Raw genomic sequence first — 25,786 nt, 5'->3', positions numbered from 1 at the left:
AGGGCTGGTACTCAGCAAACTCTTGACAGAAGCTGCAGAAGTTTAAATCCGTTTATTCTAAATTGTTGGAATTATTTTGACACAACACATAAGGTAAACGGATACCCACTCTGTTCTCTGTAAGTACCAGCCATTCTATGCCACGAATATTTCTATCAGGCCTACTTCTCTTCTCTCTGGGACTGCATGCGCAGAAAATTGCAGATTTCAGATTTTCCTATGATCCCGCTGGGCAGTCGCTTCCCACCCTTATCCATCAGGCAGAAAGCAACTTTCCGGTGACGGTATTTTACAAAAAGGCCTGGATTGATAGCATCAGAGCGGTCTCTGTATCCGACAATAAATTCCTTAGCATTCTACAGGCCAGCTTGAGTAATTCCGGATTTCGCATCACCATCAAAGATGATTATTACCTCTTTATCTATCCCGATGCGGAACTCATCACCGGTCTTGGTATTAACCCTTTTGAAGAAGCTCAGGTAAAAGAAACATGGATTGAAATAGGCGACCAGTCAAAAATGCAGCCCGGGGTCCTTACCAGGCTTTCAGGGTACGTTAGCGATGCCACGGGAGAAGTGATCCCCGGGGTAACCATCAGCGTAGACAATGGCAGCAGCGGTACCATCTCCAGTCCTTTAGGCTACTATCAACTGGATCTGCTGCCCGGAAACCACTCCATTACCTATAGTTACCTGGGCTTTGAGTCGGAAGAAAAGAAAATTAAGCTCTACAGCCAGGGAGTGCTCAACATCAACCTGTATGAGGAGACTTCAGTCCTGGAGGAGATCACCGTTGAGGAAGGCGGAGCCAGAGACAGGCTCACCAACACCAGCCTGGGCAAAAGTGACCTTAGCATTTACGCCATCAACAAAATGCCCGCCTTCATGGGAGAGTCTGACGTGATCAAGAGTATCACCATCCTGCCCGGTGTGAGTGTAACAGGTGAAAGTAGCAGCTACATCAGTGTTCGTGGTGGCAACTACGACCAAAACCTCATTCTCATGAATGACATTCCCATCTACAACCCCTCCCACCTGCTGGGTTTTTTCTCCGTATTCAACCCTGACATGGTGAGCAAAGTATCCCTCTACAAAGGCAGCATCCCCGCGAGGTATGAGAGTCGTGCGTCCTCTGTGCTGGATGTCAAACTCTCACCCAGGGCCACCAGTCCGTTTATGGCCTATGGAGGCATCGGTATTCTCACCAGCTCGCTCGGTGTGAAAGGTAAGGTACTGGAAGACAAACTCACCTATACGGTGGGCTCCAGGGCCACCTATTCAGATTGGGTATTGAATGCCGTACCGGATCAGGATGCCAAAACCAGTGCCGCCAATTTTTGGGATTTCAACAGCGTGGTAGAATATCAGGTCAACTCAAAAAACTCCGTAAAAGGCACCTTTTATAAAGCAAAAGACAGTTTTCAGTTTAGTGAAGACACTACCTATAGTTATGATCAGATGGGCTTCAGCCTGGCATGGAACCATCTTTTCTCCAATGATCTGCTGTACAACCTCACCGTCAGCCACAGTGATTATCAGTATGAAACAGAAGGAGAAGCTCAGAACTATCAGTTTTTATTGAAAAATGGAATCCGGCAATCGGGCATTCAGAACAACCTCACATTTTCGAGGGGGATGCACTCGCTGGAGGCAGGCGTGCATATCAACAGGTTCCTTACCAGCCCGGGCTCTATGTCCCCAAACAGTCCCAACTCTCTCGTGGTGCCCACCACCCTGAGTGAAGAACATGCGATCACCGTGTCAGGATACCTGGAAGATGAAGTGAAGCTTACTGAGAGTCTGCGCGCACGTGTAGGTCTGCGCTATACCAACTACCAACTCCTGGGCCCACTAACGACCTACACCTATGCCCCCGATAGCCCCAGAAATGAGAACACTACCACCGGTGAAATCTCCTATGATCAAAATGAAAAAATAGCGGACTATCATGGAATGGAGCCCCGCGCCAGTCTTAGCTACCTGATGCCCTGGGCCACTGTGAAACTGGGATACAACAGGCTCTATCAGTTTCAACACCTCATTTCCAACGCCATCTCAGTCACCCCATTGGATCAGTGGAAACTGAGTGATCAATTCATTAAGCCCGTTATTTCAGACCAGCTGGCCCTTGGTATCTTCAAAAACTTTCAGGAGAATACCCTCGAAGCCTCAGTGGAGGGTTATGTGAAACACTACCAAAACCTCATCGAGTATAAAAACGGTGCTAACATTGTGCTTAATGAATCCCTTGAACAGGTACTCATCAGCGGCGAGGGAAAAGCCTGGGGGCTTGAGTTTTTGCTGGCAAAAAACAAAGGAAAAACCCAGGGCTGGTTTTCTTATGCTTACTCCCGCACCTTCATCAGGACTCAATCCAGACACCAGGAGGAACGCATCAATGAAGGCCACTGGTATCCTTACTATTCAGACAGACCACACAACATCTCCTTGTCATTAGATCATAAAATCACCAACAGATGGTCCATGGGCCTCAATTTCAAATATGCATCAGGAAGGCCAGTAAGTGCCCCGGCAGCCAGGTTTGTGGTGGATAATGTGACGGTGGCGTATTTCAATGAACGAAATAGTGAGCGCATCCCTGATTATCACAGGGCAGACATCTCCCTGACCCATGAGAACAAAGTGAAAAAGAACCAACAGTTTCGAAGTAAATGGGTGGTTTCCGTCTATAATCTCTACGCCCGCAAAAATGCCTATTCCATCTTTTTCAAGAACAGCCCGGGTGCTCCGGCCCAACCTTACAAGCTGACCATTGCAGGCGGGATGATTCCTTCGCTTACTTACAAGTATGAGTTCAATTAAGGCTCTAAACACCTCTATACGACCTTACTTTTTATTTTTGCGGGTAATCTGGAAGGTGAAGCTGAGTTAATTTTTTACAATCTGGCAGGTAAAAAAATGGATTCCTTTAAATTGGATGCCAGGAATGGAAAACTGAGTATAGACCATCCTCAACTTCCAAATGGGGTATATCTGATGAAATTAATTTACAACGGTCAGGAGTTTACACAAAAGGTGATCAAAAAATAGAAACTTCCGGTCCTCACATAGTGGAATTTGCCTCACGGGGTGTTCATCTTTAAACAGGAAATTAATACACCTGATTACCCTAAATTACGTGTTACAAAACACCTTGATTTGAGCCGGCATATTCTACAGGTCTTTTCGATTATTTCTCTCATGCTCTCAGCGGGGTGTGTGTCTCCCTATGACTTTGACAGTGAGTATACGGAGTATTTAATCGTCGACGGAAAAGTCACCAACATCGGTTCGGAAATCATCCTCAGTTACTCAGGTAAGTTTGATCCGAAAAACACTACCCTGAGACCCCTCAACGGAGCTGAAGTTTTATTAGAAGACAACAATGGCGGCAGCTACCATTTTGAGGGAAACGCCAATGTATACACACCACCGCAAGGGTTTTCACCGAAAGTGGATGCCACCTACACACTGAAAGTACTTGCGGCAGGTCAAAGTGTTATTTCAGAGCCGGAGACCATCCATCCTGGATTTTCCTTTCAGCTGGAAACAGAAAAAGCAACCCGGGAGGTTTTTATCTCCTCCAAGTTTACTAAAAACATAAATGGCCATCAGGTGATTGCACAAATAGACAGTGCCATACCCGACAACACCTATGTAAAGTGGGATTACTTAGTCCTTTGGACACATCCATATACCGGCCAGTTGATGCGGGAGTCCGGAGCCAGCCAGTTTGAAGTGATGTCAACTGCAGACCTGAAAAAAAGTGGTTCTTCTTCCTTTCTGGTGCTTTTTTGGGAGGACATTCAGCGCTATTACTTTGCAGAAGGTGTAGCAGGCCTTGAGCCCTCGGCCAATTTTCAATACCACATCTTTGTCACGCAAACCACACTCTCTAAGCGAGCTTATCAGTACTGGCAGCAGGTTCACACCCAGCTGAAAAATACGGGGGGCATCTTCGATGCGATACCCGGAACCATAGATGGCAACTTATCCATTCCCGGCACCGACCTTCCGGTTTTGGGATACTTCACGGCAGGAGCTTCTATCAGAAAGGAAATCGTACTTGATGACGTAATGATTCTGGTGCCATGAGTTTGTTAATCAACCACCATAAACCGCTCCTATTCCTCCTGGTTTCATTGATCATAGGCATCTTCACTACCGGCTGTGAGGAGCCGTTTCAGTTTGATAGGGAATATTCGCGATATATCCTCATCGATGGCCGGGTTACCACAAATGGTTCCCAGGTGATTGTGAGCTATTCAGGCGGTTATAACTCAGACAGCACCATTCTCACACCGATCAATGACGCTACTGTGATAGTGGAGACTTTTAGCGCTGGGTACTATGTCTTTGAAAGCCGCTTCAACAATGTATATGAGCCGCCGGAAGACTTTGAGCCTGTGGTAGGAGAAACCTACCTGCTCACTGTCCGGATAGGTGACAAAACTATCCTTTCCCGACCTGAAACGCTACTACCCGCACTACCCTATGATTTGACCGCCACCTATGCTGAACGAACCGTCTTCACTGCCAACAATGAAGCTGAAATCAGATATGGACATGACGTGACTGCTTCTTTCGTACAGTCCATTCCCGAAACTGCTTTTTTGAAATGGAAGTACGAGGGGGATTGGGAGCACCCCTATACCTACGTGGATTATCATGAAGTTACCGGCTCCCAATTCAGCCTGATGTCCGGATCCGAACTCAATGCCGCTGAAATCTCCAGCTTTGATGTCCTTTGGTTTCGAAACCAAAACAGTACCTACTCCGAGGCTTTGGATTTTTCCATTCAGGTAGAAGACCTGGAAGAAGACGATTACATTGGGACACTCACACCTGAAAATCAGCAGCAAATCATAGACTCACTCACGGAGATCAATAATACCACCCCAGCCAAACAGTATTTATATACACTCAGTGTGATTCAGTCTACCCTGTCCGAAAGAGCCTACTCTTACTGGAGCGAAATACTTACTCAACAGAGAAATACCGGCACCATTTTCGACGCACTGCCCGCCGAGTTTGAGGGGAATCTTTTCGTACCCAACACCAATGAAGTGGTATTGGGGTATTTTTCCGCTGAAGACGTTGAAGTGCGGGAATACGAGCTTTTTTACATAATGGACAGAGTCAAATGATAATAGAAGGGGTTAAATTCAAATCCATGTATTCCCAAATCAATCATTCCGGAATCAAGGGCCTGACCTTCCTTGTGCTCATGCTTGTATTCATTGGCGCCAATGCTCAGTCTATGAGTGAGCGGTTGGAGGAAAAGTTTATGCGGTTCATCGAGAATCACCCCATTGAAACGCCCGTCCTGCAGGTTGGTGCTCGCGTGATTTTTACCGGAGACACCCTGCGAATTTCCGGTATGGTCACCGATCTGTTTTTTAGACCTACGGATGCCATCAGCCAGGTGATGAAGGTCTCGCTGGTAGATACCACAGGACATAGCTTGAGGACATTGAACTTTAAGAACCAGGCAGGCACTTTTCACGGATCCTGGTACATTCCACATGAGATCCCCACAGGAAGCTACTTCCTGGTGGCTCATTCTGCCTATATGCAAAACTTTGAGGAAGAAATGAGCGCCATCTCCCCTATCTATATTAAGAATATCTGGGATTCCGGAACCACCCGGAAATATACAAGTCCGCAGCCTGGAAGAACTTTTTCGGTTTATCCGGAAGGTGGTAGATTGATCCCCGGACACAATCAAAAAATGCTTATCTCAGTACCTCAGGCAGATGCCACAAGTGGTAAGGTTATAAGCAAATCAGGAAAAGTAATCAGTGAGTTCACACTCAAAGGAGGCTTTGGAGTAACTTATTTTACCCCTGACGAAAGAGAAAGCTACTTTATTCAGGTATCCACACTCTCAGGAAAAACCCACCGAAATCCTATTGATATTGCCCCCGCAGGGTCTACCATCAAAGTATCAAAAGTTGGCAGTAGGTATTTCGTGAACGTTCTCACCACAGAGGCTTCAGATCAGACGCTTTCGGTTGTTCTTGAGTCTGGTAACCGCCTCCAGTCCATCCTTCCGGTCACCTTTAATGACAAGGGTACTGCCACCTTTGTACTGCCTGCCTCCGCTCTTCGGGGCCATTTTCATACCGCCACATTGCTGGATGATGAATGGAATGTACTGGCCATTCGTCCCTTCCACACACCTCCAACTACCCTGACCCTCACAGGGCCGGATACCGTGCAGACGGACTCTAATGCCACCTACGCATTTTCTGCAATGTCCGGGGTAGCAGCCACTTTTTCCATGCGAATACCGGATACGTTCAGTTCTACCCCCCATTTACTCTCAGACATGGCCCTGCACTATGCATTTGCACCGATGAGTACCAGAATGTCTGCCATGACCAACAGCCTGAGCATCGATGATCTGCTGATTTACACTACCTCCCTGTTTGAGCAGAAGTGGACTAACATCCTTTCAGAATCGGGGCCCTTTTCAATGACTACTCCTCCTGAATTGGGAATTGACCTCAGAGGGAGGACTGATTCCGGCTTACCAAAAGGATCATGGATTCATTTCTATCAGTGGAAAAACCAAATGAGCTATTCGATTGAAATTAAAGATAGCCTGTTCAATCTTCCCATGACCGACTTCTACGACCAGCAAACCTTTACCTATGCAGTGAAGGACTCCACCGGAGGTTCTATCAAAACCAAGGTAGCGTTTGAAAGCGTTTACATTGACCTCCCCGAGCTGGAGCTCCAGGAAGAGTCGTCCATGGACTCGCTGATCAATAAGGCAGTTGGACTGAAGCGGGTAATGGCTCAATATCGATCTGAGACCACCCTGAACCAACCAGGTTTATATGACCAATTGAAGGCCGACCGGGTATACGACATGACTGACTATGTCATTCTGAAGTCGTTTCAAGAAGTGGTAGTGGACATCCTGGTTGGTATAGGTATTCGATCTGCCAAGGGTGGAAAGGAACTGCGAATCAGCGATCCAGTTTCAGGTGAGACTTTCGATTTCAAACCTACCATCATCATTAACGATCATCAGGTGGCCAATGACCATCTTATCTGGAGCATTCCCCCCATCTACATTGATGAAATCAAAGTCATCAGCAGCAAAGAAAATCTGGGCGTTTTTGAGGGACTGGGCGTACATGGAGGTATTCTGGGAATTAAACTTCAGGAGGATGCTCCTGATGAGCTGCTCGGATACATTGAAGACCAAAAGTTAGAAGTGACTGGTTTTTTGCATGCGCAAAAACGAGCTGAGGCCCAAGGTATACCTGATTTCAGAAGTGAGCTTATCAATACGGCAGGTCAACAAAATGGCGCCACGCTTTGGACGGTTCAATCCTCTGACGAAACAGGGGTATATATTGCACGGATCCAATGCCTTGGCGCGGATGGCTCGGTATCCATCGCGGAGAAAGAAACCGTGGTAATACTGCCTCCAGCTAAGTCAGGTAAATAAACCTTCTGCCGCTCGTGCTTTGAATCCTTTGTTACCTTTGCGGAATGATAAGCAACCGACAGCTCTTCCTCAGCCACCTGGCCCAAACCACCGATTTTCCATTGCTCATAGAAATAGAAAAAGCCGAAGGTGTCTATATGTACAGTCCTGAAGGCAAAGCCTACATCGATTTGATTTCCGGTATAGGCGTGAGCAATGTAGGACACAGTCACCCCAACGTGGTGAAAGCCGCCAAAGACCAGATAGACCGATACATGCACCTGATGGTCTACGGAGAGTATGTACAAACCCCACAGGTCAAATTAGCAGAAGCGCTAGTCCGGACACTTCCGGCACCATTGGAGTCGGTATACCTTGTGAACTCGGGAAGTGAAGCCATAGAAGGTGCCATGAAGCTGGCCAAACGGTACACAGGCAGGCCACACATTGTATCCTGTAAAGACGCTTATCATGGATCGTCGCAGGGAGCCTTGTCTGCCGGTGGCAATGAGTTTTTCAAGCAGAATTATCGTCCCTTAATTCCAGGCCATCTGCACATACCCTTCAACAGCCTGCCAGACCTGGAACTGATAGACCATCAGACCGCTGCGGTGCTGGTGGAGACCGTCCAGGGTGAAGCCGGCGTGCGCATCGCCTCCACCGAATACTTTGCCGCGCTGAGGACTAAGTGTACGGAAGTAGGCGCCTTGTTGATTCTTGACGAAATTCAGGCGGGCTTTGGTCGTACGGGTAAATTCTGGGCTTTTGAGCACTACAACATTGTGCCGGATATCCTTGTCAGCGCCAAAGGTATGGGTGGTGGCATGCCTATCGGGGCCTTCATCAGTAGCAAGGAAATGATGGATGTACTCAAGGATAACCCCATTCTGGGGCACATCACTACTTTTGGCGGACATCCTGTGAGTGCCGCTGCGTCTTTGGCTACCATTCAGACCATTTTGAGTGAACACCTGCTGGACGAAGTAGATGCCAAAGCTGACTACTTCAAGTCACTGCTGGTCCATCCCAGGATTGTGGACATCCGAAACAAAGGGCTGATGATGGCTGTCGAACTGGATTCATTTGAGCGCCTGAAACCTGTCATTGACAGGGCCATCGAACTGGGGGTGATCACTGACTGGTTTTTGTTTTGCGACAATTCCATGAGGATCGCACCACCACTCATCATCACCTTTGAGGAAATAAAAAAAGCCTGCAATATCATCTTGCAGGCCCTTGATTCTGTTTAGAAAATTCTTAATAAACTATAGGAGTGGCTCCAGGTTGAGGGCGGCCTCTGAGGTGACCCCATCCTGACGGTATTCCAACTTAACCATCTCATTGTCTATGTCTTTGAGCATGTTCCTGATCTCAGGCAGTGTATAAGTACTTACCTCCTTGCCATTGATAGAGGTAATCTCAGCATTCTCCTGTATCCCGGCAGCTTCAGCCGGACTTCCCTCAAATATGCGGTGTACAAGCACCGTTTGAAGGTCATCGGCATATTGCAGATTCAGCCCGCTGGCATTTACTAAAAATGGCTTCTTGTTCTTCTCATTAGCCTGGAAATACACCGTGCTGGTACTGTAATTAAAAGTGATATTAAAGCGCTGAAGCAGGTTATTACCTAATATTCCCGCCACTTTTTTATTGTGCTGGATACCATGTCGCGCCTGACTAATGCCCACCGGCATTTCATCAAACTCAAAACCTCCCAAACCAAATTTCTTCACCCGGCCCTCATAATGCATGGTCTCCTCATCTGCCAGACCAGCCACCGGATAAGAGTAATGGTTTCCGGTTTTGGAGATCACATCGTGCTTGGACGCAAAGAAAGTATTGAAATCCATGCTGGTACCGGCTCCGGTATTGATGAAAAAATAGTCTTTGTAAGACTCTCCGTTATTCAGTGTTACACTGGCCTCTATCGTCGGGATGAAGTTGACCAGTTTAAACTTAAATGCTTCTCCATCTCCTCCATAAGTAAACCCTTCAGGCTGATAAAGATTCATCACCATCTCATCGTAATCCAACTCCACCACATAATTGCTAAGTAGGTCATAGCCGATGATTCCATCGATGTTCCGGCCAATGGTGCGCTCCAGATGTCTCAAATTAGTGGTATAGAGCTCTATATCATTCACCTTCACCTCTCCAATCTCTACCTTATTGTGTGCGATCAGCGCACCACTCACCGTGCCCTGAGCACTCGTTTTAGACTTCTGATGGTTGGTTTTCAGGTTCAGCTTTTTAGCCAAATCAAGATCAATCACCGCCAGTCCATCTCCGGTATCGAAAATAAAATCTACCGGCTCAGAATCATCCACACTCAGGGAAATAAACAAATGATCACCGAATAACTCAAACGGTGTGGAGGTGACCAGTTTCTGAGCAGAAAGCCCATAGGAGTAAAATATGACAAGTAGAAGAAATACCCTTTTCATGTTTAGTAGAAATTGATTGATTTGGTCGGTCAATTTAAAAACAGATTTCCTTCTTTGCTATAAAAAGTCTTTAATTTTCAACTCCAAACACGGTTACTATGAACTCAACCAAGACACGAGCCTTCTGTGCTGTAATACTCGTCATCGCACTTTTTGGATGTACCAATCAGGAGGACTCCAGACCAACCCTGTTTACCAAAGTGAGTCCGGCAGAATCTGGAGTGGATTTCATCAATGACCTGAATGAACGCAAAGACTTCAACCTGTTTACCTGGAAATACATCTACAACGGAGGGGGCGTAGCCATTGGTGACATCAACAATGATGGTTTGCCCGATCTCTATTTTTCAGGCAACGCCAATGCCAACAAACTCTACCTCAATAAGGGGAACTTCAGGTTTGAAGACATCACACTCAGCTCGGGAACCAAAGCGGCGCAAGGTTATAAAACGGGCATTTCTATGGTAGACATCAATGCAGATGGGTGGCTGGATATCTATGTGTGCAGGGACGCCCACCCCAACGAAAACATCAGAAACAACCTGGTTTTTATTAACAACAAAGACCTTACCTTCACTGAACAAGGCAAGAATCTTGGGCTTCAGGATCAGGCCTACAGTACCCAAAGTGTATTTTTTGACATGGACAAAGATGGTGACCTGGATTTGTTCCTCGTCAACCACCCTTCTGATTTCGACAAGGCCATCCAGATGCGGGTTTCCAATGAAAATGGTGAATCCCAACGCATCACAGCTCCGGAAAGCAGAGACCAGTCTTACCACCTCTACTTGAACAATCAGGGACACTTTGAAGACATCACTGTGCGGGCGGGACTTGCTTATCAGGGATTCGGCCTCAGTGCCCTGGCAGCGGATTTCAACGATGACGGGTGGATCGACCTGTTTGTTGCCAATGATTTCATAGAACCCGATGTGCTCTTCCTCAACAACGGAGACCAGACGTTCACGCAATCTTCGGGGGGATTTGATCACATGAGTCAAAACAGTATGGGTTCTGACCTGGGTGACAAAATAATGATGGGGCGCTCGACCTGGTGGTGCTGGATATGCTGGCTGCTACGAACGAACGACAGAAAATATTCGCCACCAACATGACCCAAAACCGGTACGAAAGACTGGCCGAAATGGGTTACGGAAAACAACTGATGCGCAATGTTTTACAACTTAAAACGGGTCCGAACGCCTTCTCAGAAATAGGCTGTTTATCGGGAATCGAAAAGACCGACTGGAGTTGGTCGGCCCTTTTTGCTGATTTGAACCTGGACGGACATCAGGACCTCTTCATCACCAATGGCATCAAGCGTGACATGTCCAACAAGGACTTTATTGATTTCAATTCGGACTCCATACAGCGCGCCAGGCTACAGGGAGTAGATGTCTTCAACAGGGAAACTGTACTGGAATGGATAGACCTGATTCCATCCACCCCCCTGCCCAATTACCTCTACCTGAACAATCAGGATTTTACATTCACAGATATCGCTCAGTCAGCCGGGCTTTCCGAGGCAACCTTCAGCCACGGCGCAGCCTACGGAGACCTGGACAATGATGGGGACCTGGACCTGGTCGTCAACAACATGGATTTACCCGCTTCCATTTATCAAAACAACACCCTCCAACAGCAGCCTTCCGGTCATTTCCTGAAGGTTAGGTTACATGGCCCGAAGGGTAATCCATTTGGACTCGGCGCTCAAATCACATTGCGACATGACGAAGTACAGCAAAAGGTGATTCTGCAATCCTCACGAGGCTACCTCTCCAGCAGTGAGCCCATCGCCCATTTCGGACTATCTGCCGAACCAAAATTAAAATCCATTAAAATCATCTGGCCAGACCACACAGCACAGATTGTAAATGATTTTGCCCTCGACCAGACCGTAGAGGTCAGGTATTCCCCGAATGAAAAGCCATTTCCAGCGGTGAAAAATTCATGGAAGGAGTTCGACATACCCCAGGTTACCCATCGGGAAAGCACCTTCAATGATTTCAAACAGGAGCCACTCCTTTTCAAACCTCAATCCCACAAAGGTCCATCTATGGCCTTTGGTGACCTTAATGGAGATGGGCTTGAGGACGTTTTCGTCGGGGGCGGAAGGGGTCAGTCCGGCACAATATTGATCCAAAAAAAGGAAGGGACATTTGAGAAAATAGAAGGAAAAGCTCTTGCACTGGATCAGGAATCTGAAGACCTGGGAGCGGCCCTGGCAGACGTGGACCTGGATGGAGATTTGGATCTGTACGTTGTTTCCGGGGGGATTTCCTTCCCTCCGGGAGATCGTGCCTACCAGGATCGTTTATACCTGAATGATGGCAGCGGCCATTTTCAAAAGAGCGCCCTACCTGAAAGCTTCTATTCCGGTACCGTGGTGACAGTTTCCGATTTTGATAAGGACGGTGATCCTGATTTCTTTGTCGGGGGTGGGTCAATATCCGGGCAATATCCCAGCAATGAACCCTCCGTAATTCTCGAGAACAAAAATGGTCAATTGGTGCTCAGTAACCTGTTGCCTGCTGTAGAAGGGATTGTCAACGCTGCCCTCTGGTGGGACTACAATGAAGACGGGTACGATGACCTGATTCTGGCCGGAGAGTGGATGCCCATAACAGTCCTTGCGAATCAACAAGGCAAGTCCTTTGAAAACCTAACTGAAAAAATGGGGCTGTCACTGACCCACGGGCTATGGAATTCGCTGGTCACGTCAGATCTCGATGGAGATGGACAAGAGGAGCTCCTGGCGGGAAACCTTGGGCTCAACCACATTTTTGAAGTATCTCCAACTGAACCCATCACAGCTTATCAATCTGATTTTGACCGGAACGATCAGCAGGAAACCATCATTACCTACTATCTGAATGGTGAAAAATGGCCACTCCCCAGAAAAGAAATCATTACCGGGGTTTTACCTCACCTCAAAAAGAAGTTCCTGAACCATCAGACTTATGCAGTGGCCAGGCTGGAAGATATTTTCTCCTCTGACCAACTGGCGCAGGCCACCACCTATGAACTCTATGAACTGAGAGCGGGGTATTTTACCCTCAGGGAAGATTCAATGATCTTTTCGGCCTTCCCTGCTATTGCCCAATCATTTCCCATCTACGACATGGTGTACGCAGACTTCAATGGAGATGAGCACCACGACCTGCTTCTGGGTGGTAATATGAGCTACTCTGAAGTGGAGCAGGGGCCGTATGATGCCGGAGGCGGGCTTATTTTGTGGGGTACTGCCAGCGCTATGACATTTGATGCAAACAACTTTCAATTCCTGAACTGGACAGGCGATATTCGTAAGATGAGTATTCAGACTGCCAATGGAAACCAGATGCTCTGGGTCACTCGTAACAATGGCCCACTTAAAAGCTATAACCTCATCAATAAATGATTGAAAAAGTAAAAGAAGCGGTTGCTTTCCTTCATAAAAATGGATTTGATAACCCTGAATTGGGGATCATACTGGGCACCGGGCTCGGAGCACTCACCTCGCACATTGAGGTCATCAAAGAATTCAGCTATGACGAAATCCCCCACTTCCCCATTGCCACGGTAGAGTTTCACAAAGGGAAGCTGATCTATGGTAAGCTGGAAGGCAAGTTAGTTATCGCCATGAACGGCCGGTTTCATTACTATGAAGGATACAGCATGGCAGAGGTGGTTTTCCCTGTTCGGGTAATGAAATTACTGGGTATTGAGAAGTTGCTCGTAAGTAATGCCGCAGGATGCATGAATCTCTCCTGGAAAAAAGGCGAACTCATGCTTATAGATGATCACATCAATCTACAGCCCGACAACCCAATTCGAGGAAAACAGGCTGCTGATTTCGGTCCCATTTTCACAGACCTCAGTGCTCCATATGACGCTTCTATGAACAGACTGATGAAAAAAATGGCCGTTCAAGAAAACATTCCCCTGCACGAAGGAGTGTATGTGGCAGTATCCGGGCCGCATTTGGAAACGAGGGCTGAGTACCGATACCTGAGAAATATTGGAGCTGATGTGGTAGGCATGTCCACCGTACCGGAGGTCATTGCAGCCAATCAAATGGGCCTCCCGGTGAGTGCTGTATCCGTACTCACAGATGAATGCGACCCTGACAATCTTCATCCGATTGATATCAACGACATCATTAGCACCGCCCAAAAAGCTGAAAAACACCTGGTAACATTATTCAAAGAAGTTGTTAAAAACCTATAAACACCCCCAATGGAAACAAAAGTAATCAACGGCTACACCCACCTCAAGTATCATGGTGTCAGCCTGGAAGAATCGCAAATGCTCCGCAAAGCCAGTGAATTTCACCAATACATGGAGCTGAGAAGGAGTGTAAGGGATATTAGCGACAAGCCCGTTCCCCAGGAACTGATTGAGCACATCATTATGACAGCCTCCACAGCTCCCTCCGGGGCGCACAAGCAACCATGGACTTTCTGCGTCATATCCAATCCAGAGCTGAAATCGGAAATCAGAAAAGCTGCGGAACGAGAAGAATATGAAAGCTACAACGGCAGAATGAGCGACCGGTGGTTGAAAGACCTGGAGCCTATAGGAACGGATTGGCACAAGCCCTTTCTTGAAAAGGCCCCATGGCTGATTGCAGTATTCAAAAAAGCCTATGCTGAGATCGATGGGGAAAAATCCAACTACTATTATGTCAATGAATCTGTGGGCATAGCCTGTGGAATGCTCATCACTGCCATCCATCAGGCCGGACTGGTCACACTTACCCATACCCCTTCACCTATGAACTTTCTCACACAGGTGCTGCAAAGACCTGCGAATGAACGTCCTTTTTTGCTACTGCCAGTGGGCTACCCAGAGGAAAATGCCTATGTGCCTGACCTGAAAAGGAAACCGTTAAATGAAGTGGCTGCGTTCTATTCATAAATTAACAAACAGCGTTTGAAGCACTTCATCCTACTATTAAATGATATTTTGGCAGTCTGGTAAAGCTTTTTGGCAGAATCCAGAACAAAAAAGGTAGGATCTTAGCATTATTATAATTCACGAAACAACTCCTGTTATACAGGATCTTGTCTATAGCTGGTTGGAACCCTGGAGATTAAATTTCCAGGGTTTTCTTTTTTCATAAATCTTCCCACCTTTACCCTAACCAACGCCCTGATTCATGAAGCCCCTCATGTACGTGATATTCTTTACCCCGCTGATCTGCTGGTCGCAATGGCCCGGCAACTCAGAAAGCATCAATAAAAAGACACCGGCCAAATACCCACTTCAAAGTGGTGTGATAGCTTACACCATCAGCGGTGGTGCCAGTGGTACGGCCACGCTCTACTTTGACAGAAATGGATGGAGGGCCCTCGAACACCGTACGATTCAAATCAATCGATATGGTACCACGAGCACTGAGGATCGGAAAGAACTCACTGATGGGGATTATATCTATAAAATCAACCTTACATCGGCAACAGGCGAAAAGACAAAGGATGAACGATGGAGTGGTCTAATGACTTATAAAACCAATGCCCAGGCGTTTGAAGCTATCATGGTGAGCAGAGGTGGAAATAAAGTGGGTACAGACACCCTGCTGGGCAGACCTTGTAATAAATGGGTGTTTGAGAAAGGTCCGGTCACTCACTTATGGGTATGGGAGGGTATTCCCATGAAGATCATCAAAAAACTGCCGGGGCTGTCCTATGAGCAGACGGCCACTTCTTTCACCGAAAGTTCCGAAATTGAAGAAGCCACATTTGTGCTTCCCGAAGAGATTGTCTGGAAATGAGGAGAATAGCCCCCTAAACTACTATCAAATCGGTGTACTTACCTTTTTCATAGGTCTTGCAGACCATGGCTTGCCGTAATACTGCCGGCTTCAGCATGGACTTTCCAAGAAGCATACGACCACACTCCTGAATCCCCTCGATGATAGACGGGTGCGGGTGAATCAATTCGGCCAGTTCTCTTATACCCCGATCCATAGAGATGAGCAATGCCACGGCCTGAATGGCGCTGGAAGCATGCTCGCCAACCACACGCATACCAAGAATTTTCTGGTGTTCATCGTCAGTGACCATGATTTTGATAAAACCCTGGGTGTTACGCATGGCAATCGCTCTGGGTATGCAGGAGTAATCGATACTCACCACTTTGTAGTTTAGGCCATTATTCTGGGCCTGAATCTCATTCATTCCCACTCCCGCCACTTCTGGAGACAAGAACATAATGGTCGAAATATTTTCATAGATCAGCGGTCGCTCTGGTTTACCGAAGATTCGCTCTACAGCAAATCTGCCCTCCAACTCACCTACATTCACCAGTGAAATATCAGCAGTGATATCCCCTACTGCATATATGTTGGGAATACTCGTTTGAGTCAGTTCGTCAATGATCCCACGGCCATCTATTTTGATGTCCATCCCTTCTTCAAAAAGGTTCTCATACCGGGGCACTCTTCCCACAGAGACCAATGCTTTTTCTACCCGAAAGACCTCCTTGGAGCCATCTGTATACTCGAGCGTATAGGCCACCATCTGGCCCTCTTTACGCATATCTATTAACCTGGAGTTCCGGTGAATGAGCACATTCTTTGCCTCCAGGTTTTTCTCTATCACCTTCACCACGTCCTCATCTTCGAAGGGCAGTATCCGGTCCCCCTTATCAATCAAATGTACCTTGGTGTGCCCAAAATTGGAGAAGATGGTTGCAAACTCACAACCGATTACCCCGGCCCCCACGATCACCATGCTTTTGGGAAACTCCTCCAGCTTATCCAGCCCGTCGCTGGTGAAAACACTCTCCTCATCGATGGGAATTTCAGGTAAAAACCTGGGTCGGCTCCCCGTAGCCACGATGATATAGTCAGTGGATATTTGAGTGGTCTCTTCAAAATTTTGAATCTCTACTGTATGAGGGTCTTTCACTTTGGCATTGCCCTGTATGTATTCAAACAGTCCCTCCTCTATGGACACATTGATATTGTGCATGTGGTGCTCCAACTGATCCATGCGCTCCTGCACTGCCTTCTGAACTTCGGACTTTAGCTTTTTATAGTTAAACTGTACACCACCAGTATTGAGGGCTTCGCCATGTTTGCGAAGAGAAAAGGCTTCTCGGCTCAACTCCCACCAGGTTTTACTCCAGAGGGCTCCGTGGTGTATTCCTGCACCACCTAATTGTTTCTTTTCTATGAGGGCTACTTTCTTCTTGAAATCTACTGCACGCATGGCCGCTGCATAGCCTGCAGGGCCAGCGCCAATAATCACAACATCATATTTTTTCATTACAGGTCGGCTTGATCGACCTTAATCTATGAAAAAATTAAGCAATCAGGAAGCCTGATGCCTTGATTTAAGTATTTTCACCACATCGTCTAAGGAAAAATCCTTATATGAAAGCAAAGCCATCAGGTGAAAGAGTAGGTCAGCGGATTCATTCAGAAAAAGTTCTGCATTGTCATCTTTGGCCTCAATCACAACCTCTACGGCCTCTTCTCCTACTTTCTGTGCTACTTTATTGATCCCTTCTTTGAACAGGCTGGCGGTGTATGACTTGTCAGAAGGGTTCTTCTTCCTGTCTTCTATGATATCACGTAGCTGATTTAAAAAAGTGATCGGATTGCTGTTCACCTCATCAAAACAGGTATCACTTCCGGTATGGCATGTTGGCCCTTTGGGCGATGCTTTGATCAGCAAGGTGTCCCCGTCACAGTCCTCCAGAACTTCTTTTACCAATAGAAAATTGCCTGAAGTTTCTCCCTTCACCCACAACCTTCCTTTTGATCTGCTGAAAAAAGTCACCTTTCCAGATTGTTTGGTTTGTGTGAGGGCTTCTTCATTCATGTACCCAAGCATCAGCACTTTGCCTGTCTGATCATCCTGAATCACTGCTGGAATGAGCCCGTCTCCTTTTTGAAAATCCAATGCCATTACTTTCTTATTGGTAGGTTATTTTTAATCAATTCATCCTTCAAATGCATAATTTCCACCTCTTGGTAGTGAAATATGCTGGCGGCTAAAGCCGCATCTGCCGACCCTGCTCCAAATATCTCCACAAAATGCGATTCGTCACCGCCCCCGCCGGAAGCGATCACCGGGATTCTCACCGCCCTGCTCACCCTTTTGGTAAGATCCACGGCAAAACCGGCTTTGGTGCCATCATGGTCCATAGACGTCAGGAGGATCTCTCCTGCTCCTCTTCTCGCCACTTCTTTCGCCCATGCTATGGTCTCCAGCGCTGTGGGTTGAGTACCACCATGGGTGTGCACCAAATCAACTCCATCTACATTGCGGCTATCGATAGCCACTACTATGCACTGGCTACCAAACTCAGCTGCCAGCTCATCGATCAGGTCAGGGTTCTTCACCGCTGATGAGTTGATCGAAATCTTATCTGCCCCTTCACTGAGCAAGGCCCTTACATCCGCTACAGAACTGATGCCCCCCCCTACTGTGAAAGGAATATGAATGGCCTCAGCCACCTTACGCACCAGCTCCAGAAGCGTTTTCCGCTTTTCCAAAGTGGCAGAAATATCTAAAAAAACAAGCTCATCTGCCCCCTCTCGCGTATATCGCTCCGCAAGCTCCACGGGATCACCGGCATCCCGCAAGTCAACAAAGTTGACTCCCTTGACAGTTCGTCCGTCCTTGATATCCAGGCAAGGTATGATTCTTTTTGTGAGCATCAGATGGTGGTCAATTCTTCCAAAGTTAATCTACCTTCATAAAAAGCCTTCCCTACTATGGCTCCATAGAGTCCCTGACTTTTTAGCCTGATAAGGTCATCTTTGCCCGAGACACCGCCACTGGCAATCAATTTCAGCGTGGGAAATCGCTCTTGTATGGCCTCATAGAGTTCAAATGACGGCCCGGCCAATACCCCATCTTTACTGATATCCGTGCAGATGACATATTGAATACCCAACTGCACATAAAAGTCGAGAAAGTCCATGAGCTCCTCACCAGATGATTCCTGCCAACCGGAAACCATTACCTTCCCATTCAGCACATCCGCACCGAGGATAATTTTCTCAGGGCCAAATTCCACAATCCACTTTTTGACTTCAGCTTTATCACTCACTGCAATGCTCCCGGCAGTCACTTGCCTGGCACCCGCAGCCAGTACTAACTCCAGATCTTCTCTGGTTTTCACTCCCCCACCAAAATCTACCGAAAGTCCGGTGGCCGAAGTGATGTTTCTCAGTGTATCGATGTTCACCACGTGCCTGGCCTTGGCTCCATCCAGGTCCACCACATGAAGTCTGGAAATCCCAGCCAATTCAAAATCACGGGCAACCTGCGCCGGATCATCGGAGTAGGTAGTCACCTGATCGTAGTCCCCTTTGGTGAGTCGGACACACTGCCCATCAATGATGTCAATAGCCGGAATAATTTGCATCCTTATAATTTCAAAAAGTTATCCAATAGTTTCATGCCTGCATCGGCGCTCTTTTCGGGGTGTGGCTGGATGGCATAATAATTATCTTTATTGAGCGCAGCGCTAAAGGGTTGGGGATAAGCACAAGTAGCAACAGTATACTCACTCAGAGGCACGTAATAACTGTGCACAAAATAGAGGTAACTATGCTCATGTATCCCCCGTGTCAGCGGTGACTTCAGGTCTGTAATGTCATTCCATCCCATATGGGGCACCTTCACCGAAGGATCAGCAAACCGAAGTACCTTCTCGGGGATAATGCCCAGCCCTTCGGTATCATTCTCCTCAGAAGCAGCACACATCAGCTGCATGCCCAGGCATACGCCCAAAAAAGGTTGTCTGAGCTGCCTGAGTACTTTATCCAGTCCGGCTGCCCTGAGACTCCTCATGGCTGAGCTAGCCTCTCCCTGCCCTGGAAAAATCACTTTATCCGCAGTAAGAAGTACCTCAGGATTATCAGATAGCACCGGAGTAATCCCGAGCCGGTTCAGGGCAAAGGTCAGTGACTGGATGTTTCCGGCGTTGTATTTTACAATGGCTACTTTCATGCTGTGAACAAAAAGAAACCGTCCCAAAAGATTTTCATGATCAATTGAGACGGTCTTTTATGAAAACAAATTTATATCCTAAATGCTAAGCAAGCACACTTTCTTCCTTTCTTTTCTCCACCATTTCTACCAAAACTTCTTTGATCTCCGGCAAACTCTGGTACAGTTGTTCAAAGGATTTGATGACAAAATATTGCTCCTGGAACACATCCTTTCTGTAATCTGTCTGTGCGATGGTTCTTACATCAAAATCATGCTTTGGCGGCTTATCTGACAGGCAAAACTTAGTCTCTCCTGCAGAGGAGAGTATGCCCGCACCATAGATTCTCAGCCCCTGAGGCTCCTGAATCAAGCCAAACTCCACGGTAAACCAGTAGATTCTTGACAGAATTTCGATGGCATAGTCATTTCCGACATAGCCAAGGCCAATCTTGCTTAACTCCTGCAGGAAGTCTACAAAGGCCTGATTGGTAAGTAAGGGCACATGTGCAAACACATCGTGAAACATGTCTGGTTCCTCCAGGTAATCCAGTTCCTCCATCTTCCTGAGCCATGTGGTAGCCGGAAACCGCCGGTTAGACATGAGCTCGAAGAAGGTGTAGTCAGGGACGATGCCCGGCACTACTGCAAGTCTCCAACCGGTGAGCTTCTGCAAAATCTCATTAGTACCATCAAAATGGGGAATTTCTGACGGCACGAAGATTACTTTATCCAAACCTTCCATGTGCGCATCACAAGCCGCTTCCGGAAGGTTTTTAATCTGGCGGTCGTATAAAATCTTCCATACCTGGAAGTCCTCGTCAGTGTAATGTCCATAGATCTGTTTCATACAATACAAACTTGGGGTTTTGGGTTATTGTTCCCGGCAAAGATAACAATAAGGATGGGGATCGGATAATCAGAACTGTCAGATCGCAGATTCTCTATATGAAAGGTAAATACAACAATAATGACTGAAAATAGGGTTTGCGCACGATCTAACAACTAATGACCACTATTTCCCTGGGAAAACCGCTTTCCGCCGATCAAATCTTCTTATTCAACGAGTTTTCAAGAATGATCTCTCCATAATTGATTGGTTTGTATTACCATTTTTTAGTACAAAATCTGTCAAAATGAATAATACAGTTCAATATAAAATAAAAGGTCACCCATTTTTTGAAAACGGTGTTTTTCCAGTGCTGCTCATAAACTCCTACGGTAGTATTACTCATGCAAACGATAGAGCCCTTCAAATAACAGGGTACAGTTCTTTGGAAGGTAAAAGCTTAGACACGGTTTTCAATCTCCAGAAACTCAGCATCCAGGAGCCCAGCGAAGGGGAATGCTATCTCAGTGGCTGCAATGGAGACTCACACCACGTCCAATACACTTACACCTATGACGGTGACTTTTTATCTGATAACTTCCTGGGTTGTATCATCTTTCATAAAACCCCCAGCCTTCTGGATCAGGTAGCTCAGGACTCTTTGTTTCAGAAGACTTTTCATTCGAATGTGTTAGGAATAGCCATGTTGGATGACAAGTTTAGAATTATCGAAGTAAATCCAGCACTCTGCAAGCTTTTGGGTTACTCAAAAAATGAACTCATCGGAAAAACTTCCATTGAGAGTGGGCTCATCTCTGATGACCTCACGGGTGATCGCGAAAAAGTATTGAAGCAATTGGCCGCCAGTGAGCGCACTATCAACCTGGAAAGACAGGTGAGAGCAAAAGATGGGACGCTCATCACGGTATCCGTATCCATTGAAAACATTGAACTCGGTGGCAAGCCTTATAAAATAGTCACTGCCAACGACCTCACAAAAAGCAGGAGTACAGAGGAGGAACTCAGGCAAACCTACATTCAGCTTTCGGCCCATTTGAATAACAGTCCTTTGGGGGTAGTGGAATACGACAGATCACTCAAAGTGACCCAATGGTCAGCCAGGTGCGAGGAGATTTTTGAATGGTCGAGCAAGGAAATACTAAGCAACGACATCACAGGCTTTAATCTGATCTATGAGGAAGATCTTGAAAAAACTAACAAAGTAGCAGAAGATTTAATATCTGGCAGGGTAAGCAGAAACGTCTCCTTTAACCGGAATTACACCAAGTCTGGTAAAGTAATAGACTGTGTCTGGTATAATTCAACCTTAAAAAATGAGCTTGGCGAAGTGGTCTCCATCATGTCTCTGGTACAAGACATCACAGAGAATAAAAGGGTTCAAAATCACTTACTGGAAAGTAAGAAGGAAATGGATCTCTTTTTTAACAACTCACTCAGCGGATTCTTCTTTATGATGCTGGATGAGCCCATCGAGTGGAATGAAGCTACCGACAAAGATGCGGCTTTGGATTATGTGTTTAATCATCAGCGAATCACTAAAGTCAATCAGGCCATGCTGGACCAGTATGGCGCCAGGGAGGAAGAATATATTGGCCTTACGCCGAAAGATTTTTTTGAACACGACATGGAATATGGTAAGACCATCTGGCGTGATTTCTTTGATCAGGGCAAACTGAAAATAGATACTGACGAGCGTAGATTTGATGGTACCAGTTTCTGGGTGGAAGGCGACTATACGGTACTCTATGACGAAAAAGATCGAATCATCGGGCACTTCGGGGTGCAGCATGATGTGACCGAAAGGCGTGAAGCATCCAACCGGGTTCAAAAAAGCGAACAAAAATTCAAATCACTATTCAATCATGCATCGGATGGGATTTTCATTGCCGATGCCAGGGCCCGGATCGTAGATGTTAACCAGAGTGGCTTAAAAATGACAGGGTACACCGCCGAAGAGATGAAAAAGCTTGGCATCCTTGATTTGATAGAAGCAAATGACTTTCCCGAAATGATGCAAGAATTGCTTTCGGGAGTCCATCGGATGGTGGAACGCGTGGCCACGAGAAAGAATGGGGAAAAGTTTCTGGTGGAGATCAGTTCCAAGCTCGCAGAAGGTGGCAACATCCAGGCGATCGTAAGAGACATTACCGAAAGAAAAGAAGCTGAAAAAGCGCTCAAGGAAAGGGACCAATTACTCAAAGAAGTAGGTGAAATAGCTAAAATAGGTGCCTGGGAGTTTGGGATTAACAACTATTCCAAAAGAGACTGGAGCCCGGAGTTTCTCCAAATACACGACTTAACTGACGATATACCGCTCACCGATGAATCCTGGCTTGATCTGTACACGGCCTCCTCGCAAGAAGATCTCCGCAACGCCATCCTTGGAGCTACTAAGGATCGGGTTCCCTATGATCTGGAAGTCCAGCTTCAGAGATCCGGAAAATGGCTCAGAGTCATCGGGCAACCTCAAATAGAGAATGATCAGGTGGTTGGGATTAAGGGAGCCACTCAGGACATCACGGCTCAAAAGCTCGCGGAGAAAAAAATTCTTGAGGAAAAGGATCTCTCCGACAACATCCTCAACAGCCTGCCCGGGGTATTTTATTTGTTCAATCAGGAAGGTAAATTTTATCGATGGAACAATAATTTAGAAGCCGTAACGGGTTACTCTGGTGCTGAAATCAGCGCCATGCATCCCATCCAGTTCTTCCATGAAGATCAGCGTGCGCTGCTCACCGAAAAAATCAGTAACGTCTTCATCTCCGGAGAAGATAATGTAGAAGCGGATCTCTTGTTGAAAAACGGTCAACGGGTACCCTACTATTTCACTGGAATAGCCGTTCAATACAATGGTGAAACCTGCCTGATAGGTGTGGGAATTGATATCAGTGAAAAAGTAAATGCTGAAAAATCCCTCCACAAGTCACACAAGCAGCTTACCACCGCCCAGGAAATAGCCAAGCTAGGCTATTGGGAGTGGAACTGGGACACCAACGAAACCTACTGGTCGGATGAAATGTATAAAATCTGCGGGAGGGAAAAAGAGAATGGCCCCATTCCGGAAGATGACTTATATGCGATGATCCACCCGGATGACCTTGAGAAGGTAAAAACCGCTCGGAAAACTATTACTTTGGATAACACCCCAAAAGAAACAGAATTCAGATTCTATAGATCGACAGGAGACTTGTACCACCTAAGAATGGTGAGCGCCGGTACATCTGATGAAAATGGAAAGTTTTCGAAAGCCGAGGGAACACTCCAGGATATTACAGAATCCAAAAAAAGAGAATTGAAATTACAACACTCCTATGAGCGGTTCAATCTTATCGCCAAGGCAACCAACGACGCACTATTTGAATGGTGTCCTTCTTGCGATAAGGCCTGGTGGAGTGAGAGTCACTACCTCTTATTCGGTTTCGACCCTAAAGATGGCGTTCCCTCTTTTGAGGAGTGGCTGGTAAAGATTCACCCTGAGGATCAGGTGAAAGTCATGGATAAACTGGATCAGATTCAAAACAAAAAGGCCACCGGATGGACTGATGAAATCCGGTACAAAGTAGGCCCTAATGAATACGGAATCCTTCTCATCAGGTGCTTCGCCTTTATGGCTGCCCCCGATGAGCAACTCAAGATTATGGGATCGTTCCTGGATCTCACAGAGAGCAAAAAGGCGGAAGAAATGGTGAGAATGTCCAATGAACGCTACGAACTCATTTCCAAAGTCACAAATGATGCCGTCTGGGATTGGGACATTGTACACAATACCTTACTCGGAAATGATCAGCTCTATACCTTCTATGGAAAAAACAGAACGACCGATTTCCTGAATGATGACTCATTCTTTTCAAGAGTGCATCCTGATGATGTGTATGGCCTGAAAAGATCCATGAGCAATGCCCTCCGAAATGGAAAGGATTCAATCACTGAGGAATACCGTTTCCGCCACCCGGATGGAACTTACAGGTATATCCTGGACCGGTCTTATGTGATGTTTGATGACCATGGAATACCGGTACGAATGCTGGGCGCCATGCAGGATATCACAGATCAGAAAAAGGCAGAAAAGGAACTTCAGCAACTTTCCAATCGATTGATCCTGGCCACCACATCTGCAGGCATGGGGATCTTTGACTGGGACATTGTGAATAACAAAATGGTGTGGAATGAATATATGTTTGACATGTACGAGGTGCCTTTGGGCAACTTTAAACACTCTTACAATGACTGGACTAAATCCATTCACCCACGCGATGTAGCCAGCTTCGAGGCGCGTGTAAAAGAGGCCATGAAAACGGGTCACTTCAATGAAAAATTCAGGGTGGTATGGGCTAATCACCAGATTCGTCATATTGAAGCAAGCGCCATCGTGACTATGAATGATCATGGAGAGCCTGTATCTATGATCGGAGTGAGCAGAGACATCACGGAGAGCGTCACAGCCGAACAGAAGATTGCCAAAGCCATCATCAATACTCAGGAAGAAGAGCGTTACGAGCTGGGTCAGGAGCTACATGACAACATCATTCAGCTACTGGTAGCCTCAGTCATGAACCTGAACCATCTGCAATCCTTGCCAGAGTTTGAACACCAGTGCATAGACAAGGCGCATAATTATACAGACACGGCCATCCATGAAATCAGGAAGCTTTCACATCGCCTGGCTCCATCCAATATGGAGGAAACCCCTCTGGAAGACGCCCTGAATAAACTACTTCAAAGCATTAATTCCAATGATCAGTACCATATCTCCTTTGATGCCATAATGGCTCCGGAAGTAGAACTGAGTTCATTACTTAAAATCAATATTTACCGCATTTTGCAGGAACAACTGAATAACATCATCAAACACTCACAGGCATCAAAGCTCGACTTCTGCTTTCAGGCCAACGAATTCAAAGTGAAGATGATCATCCAGGATGATGGCAAAGGGTTTTCACCCAAAGAGGCTATCGAGGGCATTGGGTTAAATAATATCAAGCGTCGGGTGGAGATGTTTAATGGAAACATGGAAATCAATAGCCAACCCGGGGAAGGGTGTCAAATTATCATCGAAATTCCTATGAGTCAATAACCGAAATAAAAGCAAGAGGGATGTCTGTACAGCAGACATCCCT

At 46.6% G+C, this 25,786-nt stretch carries 19 protein-coding genes; 12 read left to right on the top strand and 7 right to left on the bottom strand.

Annotation, left to right across the window (positions count from 1 at the left end; all coding sequences use genetic code 11):
• The first annotated feature begins 137 nt into the window (after positions 1–137).
• The 6 genes from RIH33_RS17465 (at position 138) to RIH33_RS17440 (ending at position 8,693) form a co-directional block, all read left to right on the top strand.
• Entirely contained in the window at positions 138–2,822 is a 2,685-nt protein-coding gene (locus tag RIH33_RS17465) for a TonB-dependent receptor (RefSeq protein ID WP_406655175.1), read from the top strand.
• A gap of 33 nt (positions 2,823–2,855) precedes the next feature.
• The gene (locus tag RIH33_RS17460) at positions 2,856–3,050 is read left to right on the top strand and encodes a T9SS type A sorting domain-containing protein (protein WP_406655252.1); all 195 of its coding nucleotides are present in this window, start codon (positions 2,856–2,858) and stop codon (positions 3,048–3,050) included.
• Positions 3,051–3,158: 108 nt separating this feature from the next.
• Positions 3,159–4,094 carry a DUF4249 family protein gene (locus RIH33_RS17455; RefSeq protein ID WP_406655174.1) on the top strand — a complete coding sequence of 312 codons (936 nt, stop codon included), beginning with the start codon at positions 3,159–3,161 and terminating at the stop codon, positions 4,092–4,094.
• Positions 4,091–5,146 carry a DUF4249 family protein gene (locus RIH33_RS17450; protein ID WP_406655173.1) on the top strand — a complete coding sequence of 352 codons (1,056 nt, stop codon included), beginning with the start codon at positions 4,091–4,093 and terminating at the stop codon, positions 5,144–5,146. The genes RIH33_RS17455 and RIH33_RS17450 overlap by 4 nt, the downstream gene beginning before the upstream one ends.
• Before the next feature lie 26 nt (positions 5,147–5,172).
• A complete protein-coding gene (locus tag RIH33_RS17445; RefSeq protein WP_406655172.1) occupies positions 5,173–7,464 on the top strand; it encodes a hypothetical protein in 2,292 nt (763 codons plus the stop codon).
• Between the two features lie 47 nt (positions 7,465–7,511).
• Positions 7,512–8,693 (top strand): aspartate aminotransferase family protein, encoded by a 1,182-nt coding sequence (locus RIH33_RS17440; RefSeq protein WP_406655251.1) that lies wholly within the window; start codon positions 7,512–7,514, stop codon positions 8,691–8,693.
• Between the two features lie 15 nt (positions 8,694–8,708).
• Here RIH33_RS17440 and RIH33_RS17435 read toward each other — a convergent pair whose 3' ends face one another.
• On the bottom strand, positions 8,709–9,887 hold the full coding sequence (locus RIH33_RS17435; RefSeq protein ID WP_406655171.1) for an aspartyl protease family protein: 1,179 nt from the start codon (positions 9,885–9,887) through the stop codon (positions 8,709–8,711).
• 98 nt (positions 9,888–9,985) lie between these two features.
• Between RIH33_RS17435 and RIH33_RS17430 the strand changes: the two genes are divergently transcribed.
• The 5 genes from RIH33_RS17430 to RIH33_RS17410 all read left to right on the top strand — a co-directional run bounded on the left by RIH33_RS17430 (position 9,986) and on the right by RIH33_RS17410 (position 15,642).
• On the top strand, positions 9,986–11,002 hold the full coding sequence (locus RIH33_RS17430) for an FG-GAP repeat domain-containing protein (protein ID WP_406655170.1): 1,017 nt from the start codon (positions 9,986–9,988) through the stop codon (positions 11,000–11,002).
• A complete protein-coding gene (locus RIH33_RS17425) occupies positions 10,954–13,287 on the top strand; it encodes an FG-GAP-like repeat-containing protein (RefSeq protein ID WP_406655169.1) in 2,334 nt (777 codons plus the stop codon). Before RIH33_RS17430 ends, RIH33_RS17425 begins: the two co-directional genes overlap by 49 nt.
• Positions 13,284–14,096: a purine-nucleoside phosphorylase gene (locus tag RIH33_RS17420; protein ID WP_406655168.1), complete on the top strand. Its 813-nt coding sequence runs from the start codon at positions 13,284–13,286 to the stop codon at positions 14,094–14,096. The genes RIH33_RS17425 and RIH33_RS17420 overlap by 4 nt, the downstream gene beginning before the upstream one ends.
• 9 nt (positions 14,097–14,105) lie before the next feature.
• Positions 14,106–14,786, top strand: a complete 681-nt coding sequence (locus RIH33_RS17415; RefSeq protein ID WP_406655167.1) for a nitroreductase family protein — start codon at positions 14,106–14,108, stop codon at positions 14,784–14,786.
• A 241-nt stretch (positions 14,787–15,027) separates the two neighbouring features.
• Positions 15,028–15,642, top strand: coding sequence for a hypothetical protein (locus RIH33_RS17410; protein ID WP_406655166.1), 615 nt, complete (start codon positions 15,028–15,030; stop codon positions 15,640–15,642).
• Positions 15,643–15,655: 13 nt separating this feature from the next.
• On the opposite strand, the gene RIH33_RS17405 is transcribed toward RIH33_RS17410, so the two are convergent.
• The 6 genes from RIH33_RS17405 to phhA all read right to left on the bottom strand — a co-directional run bounded on the left by RIH33_RS17405 (position 15,656) and on the right by phhA (position 20,669).
• Positions 15,656–17,140 carry a dihydrolipoyl dehydrogenase family protein gene (locus RIH33_RS17405; RefSeq protein ID WP_406655165.1) on the bottom strand — a complete coding sequence of 495 codons (1,485 nt, stop codon included), beginning with the start codon at positions 17,138–17,140 and terminating at the stop codon, positions 15,656–15,658.
• A 45-nt stretch (positions 17,141–17,185) separates the two neighbouring features.
• Complete coding sequence (hisIE, locus tag RIH33_RS17400) at positions 17,186–17,785, bottom strand: bifunctional phosphoribosyl-AMP cyclohydrolase/phosphoribosyl-ATP diphosphatase HisIE (RefSeq protein ID WP_406655164.1); 600 nt, start codon at positions 17,783–17,785, stop codon at positions 17,186–17,188.
• A complete protein-coding gene (hisF, locus tag RIH33_RS17395) occupies positions 17,785–18,540 on the bottom strand; it encodes an imidazole glycerol phosphate synthase subunit HisF (protein ID WP_406655163.1) in 756 nt (251 codons plus the stop codon). Before hisF ends, hisIE begins: the two co-directional genes overlap by 1 nt.
• Positions 18,540–19,253 (bottom strand): 1-(5-phosphoribosyl)-5-[(5-phosphoribosylamino)methylideneamino]imidazole-4-carboxamide isomerase, encoded by a 714-nt coding sequence (hisA, locus tag RIH33_RS17390; protein WP_406655162.1) that lies wholly within the window; start codon positions 19,251–19,253, stop codon positions 18,540–18,542. The genes hisF and hisA overlap by 1 nt, the downstream gene beginning before the upstream one ends.
• Positions 19,254–19,255: 2 nt before the next feature.
• Positions 19,256–19,840: an imidazole glycerol phosphate synthase subunit HisH gene (gene hisH / locus RIH33_RS17385; protein WP_406655161.1), complete on the bottom strand. Its 585-nt coding sequence runs from the start codon at positions 19,838–19,840 to the stop codon at positions 19,256–19,258.
• Positions 19,841–19,925: 85 nt separating this feature from the next.
• Positions 19,926–20,669, bottom strand: a complete 744-nt coding sequence (gene phhA / locus RIH33_RS17380) for a phenylalanine 4-monooxygenase (protein WP_406655160.1) — start codon at positions 20,667–20,669, stop codon at positions 19,926–19,928.
• Positions 20,670–20,955: 286 nt separating this feature from the next.
• Between phhA and RIH33_RS17375 the strand changes: the two genes are divergently transcribed.
• Complete coding sequence (locus RIH33_RS17375; protein ID WP_406655159.1) at positions 20,956–25,743, top strand: PAS domain S-box protein; 4,788 nt, start codon at positions 20,956–20,958, stop codon at positions 25,741–25,743.
• The last annotated feature ends 43 nt before the right edge of the window (positions 25,744–25,786 follow it).

The sequence above is a fragment of the Marinoscillum sp. genome (assembly GCF_040222955.1).
Lineage (GTDB): Bacteria > Bacteroidota > Bacteroidia > Cytophagales > Cyclobacteriaceae > Marinoscillum.
The sequence above is the reverse complement of the archived record's forward strand: the minus strand, read 5'-3'. Positions and strand labels throughout refer to the sequence as shown.

Bases quoted from the DNA above. Each gene is read 5' to 3' on its own strand.
- hisH (WP_406655161.1), bottom strand. From the start codon at position 19,840: ATGAAAGTAGCCATTGTAAAATACAACGCCGGAAACATCCAGTCACTG.
- RIH33_RS17410 (WP_406655166.1), top strand. From the start codon at position 15,028: ATGAAGCCCCTCATGTACGTGATATTCTTTACCCCGCTGATCTGCTGG.
- RIH33_RS17445 (WP_406655172.1), top strand. From the start codon at position 5,173: ATGTATTCCCAAATCAATCATTCCGGAATCAAGGGCCTGACCTTCCTT.
- RIH33_RS17405 (WP_406655165.1), bottom strand. From the start codon at position 17,140: ATGAAAAAATATGATGTTGTGATTATTGGCGCTGGCCCTGCAGGCTAT.
- RIH33_RS17450 (WP_406655173.1), top strand. From the start codon at position 4,091: ATGAGTTTGTTAATCAACCACCATAAACCGCTCCTATTCCTCCTGGTT.
- RIH33_RS17420 (WP_406655168.1), top strand. From the start codon at position 13,284: ATGATTGAAAAAGTAAAAGAAGCGGTTGCTTTCCTTCATAAAAATGGA.
- hisF (WP_406655163.1), bottom strand. From the start codon at position 18,540: ATGCTCACAAAAAGAATCATACCTTGCCTGGATATCAAGGACGGACGA.
- RIH33_RS17415 (WP_406655167.1), top strand. From the start codon at position 14,106: ATGGAAACAAAAGTAATCAACGGCTACACCCACCTCAAGTATCATGGT.
- phhA (WP_406655160.1), bottom strand. From the start codon at position 20,669: ATGAAACAGATCTATGGACATTACACTGACGAGGACTTCCAGGTATGG.
- RIH33_RS17430 (WP_406655170.1), top strand. From the start codon at position 9,986: ATGAACTCAACCAAGACACGAGCCTTCTGTGCTGTAATACTCGTCATC.
- RIH33_RS17425 (WP_406655169.1), top strand. From the start codon at position 10,954: ATGCTGGCTGCTACGAACGAACGACAGAAAATATTCGCCACCAACATG.
- hisIE (WP_406655164.1), bottom strand. From the start codon at position 17,785: ATGGCATTGGATTTTCAAAAAGGAGACGGGCTCATTCCAGCAGTGATT.
- RIH33_RS17465 (WP_406655175.1), top strand. From the start codon at position 138: ATGCCACGAATATTTCTATCAGGCCTACTTCTCTTCTCTCTGGGACTG.
- hisA (WP_406655162.1), bottom strand. From the start codon at position 19,253: ATGCAAATTATTCCGGCTATTGACATCATTGATGGGCAGTGTGTCCGA.
- RIH33_RS17375 (WP_406655159.1), top strand. From the start codon at position 20,956: ATGAATAATACAGTTCAATATAAAATAAAAGGTCACCCATTTTTTGAA.
- RIH33_RS17435 (WP_406655171.1), bottom strand. From the start codon at position 9,887: ATGAAAAGGGTATTTCTTCTACTTGTCATATTTTACTCCTATGGGCTT.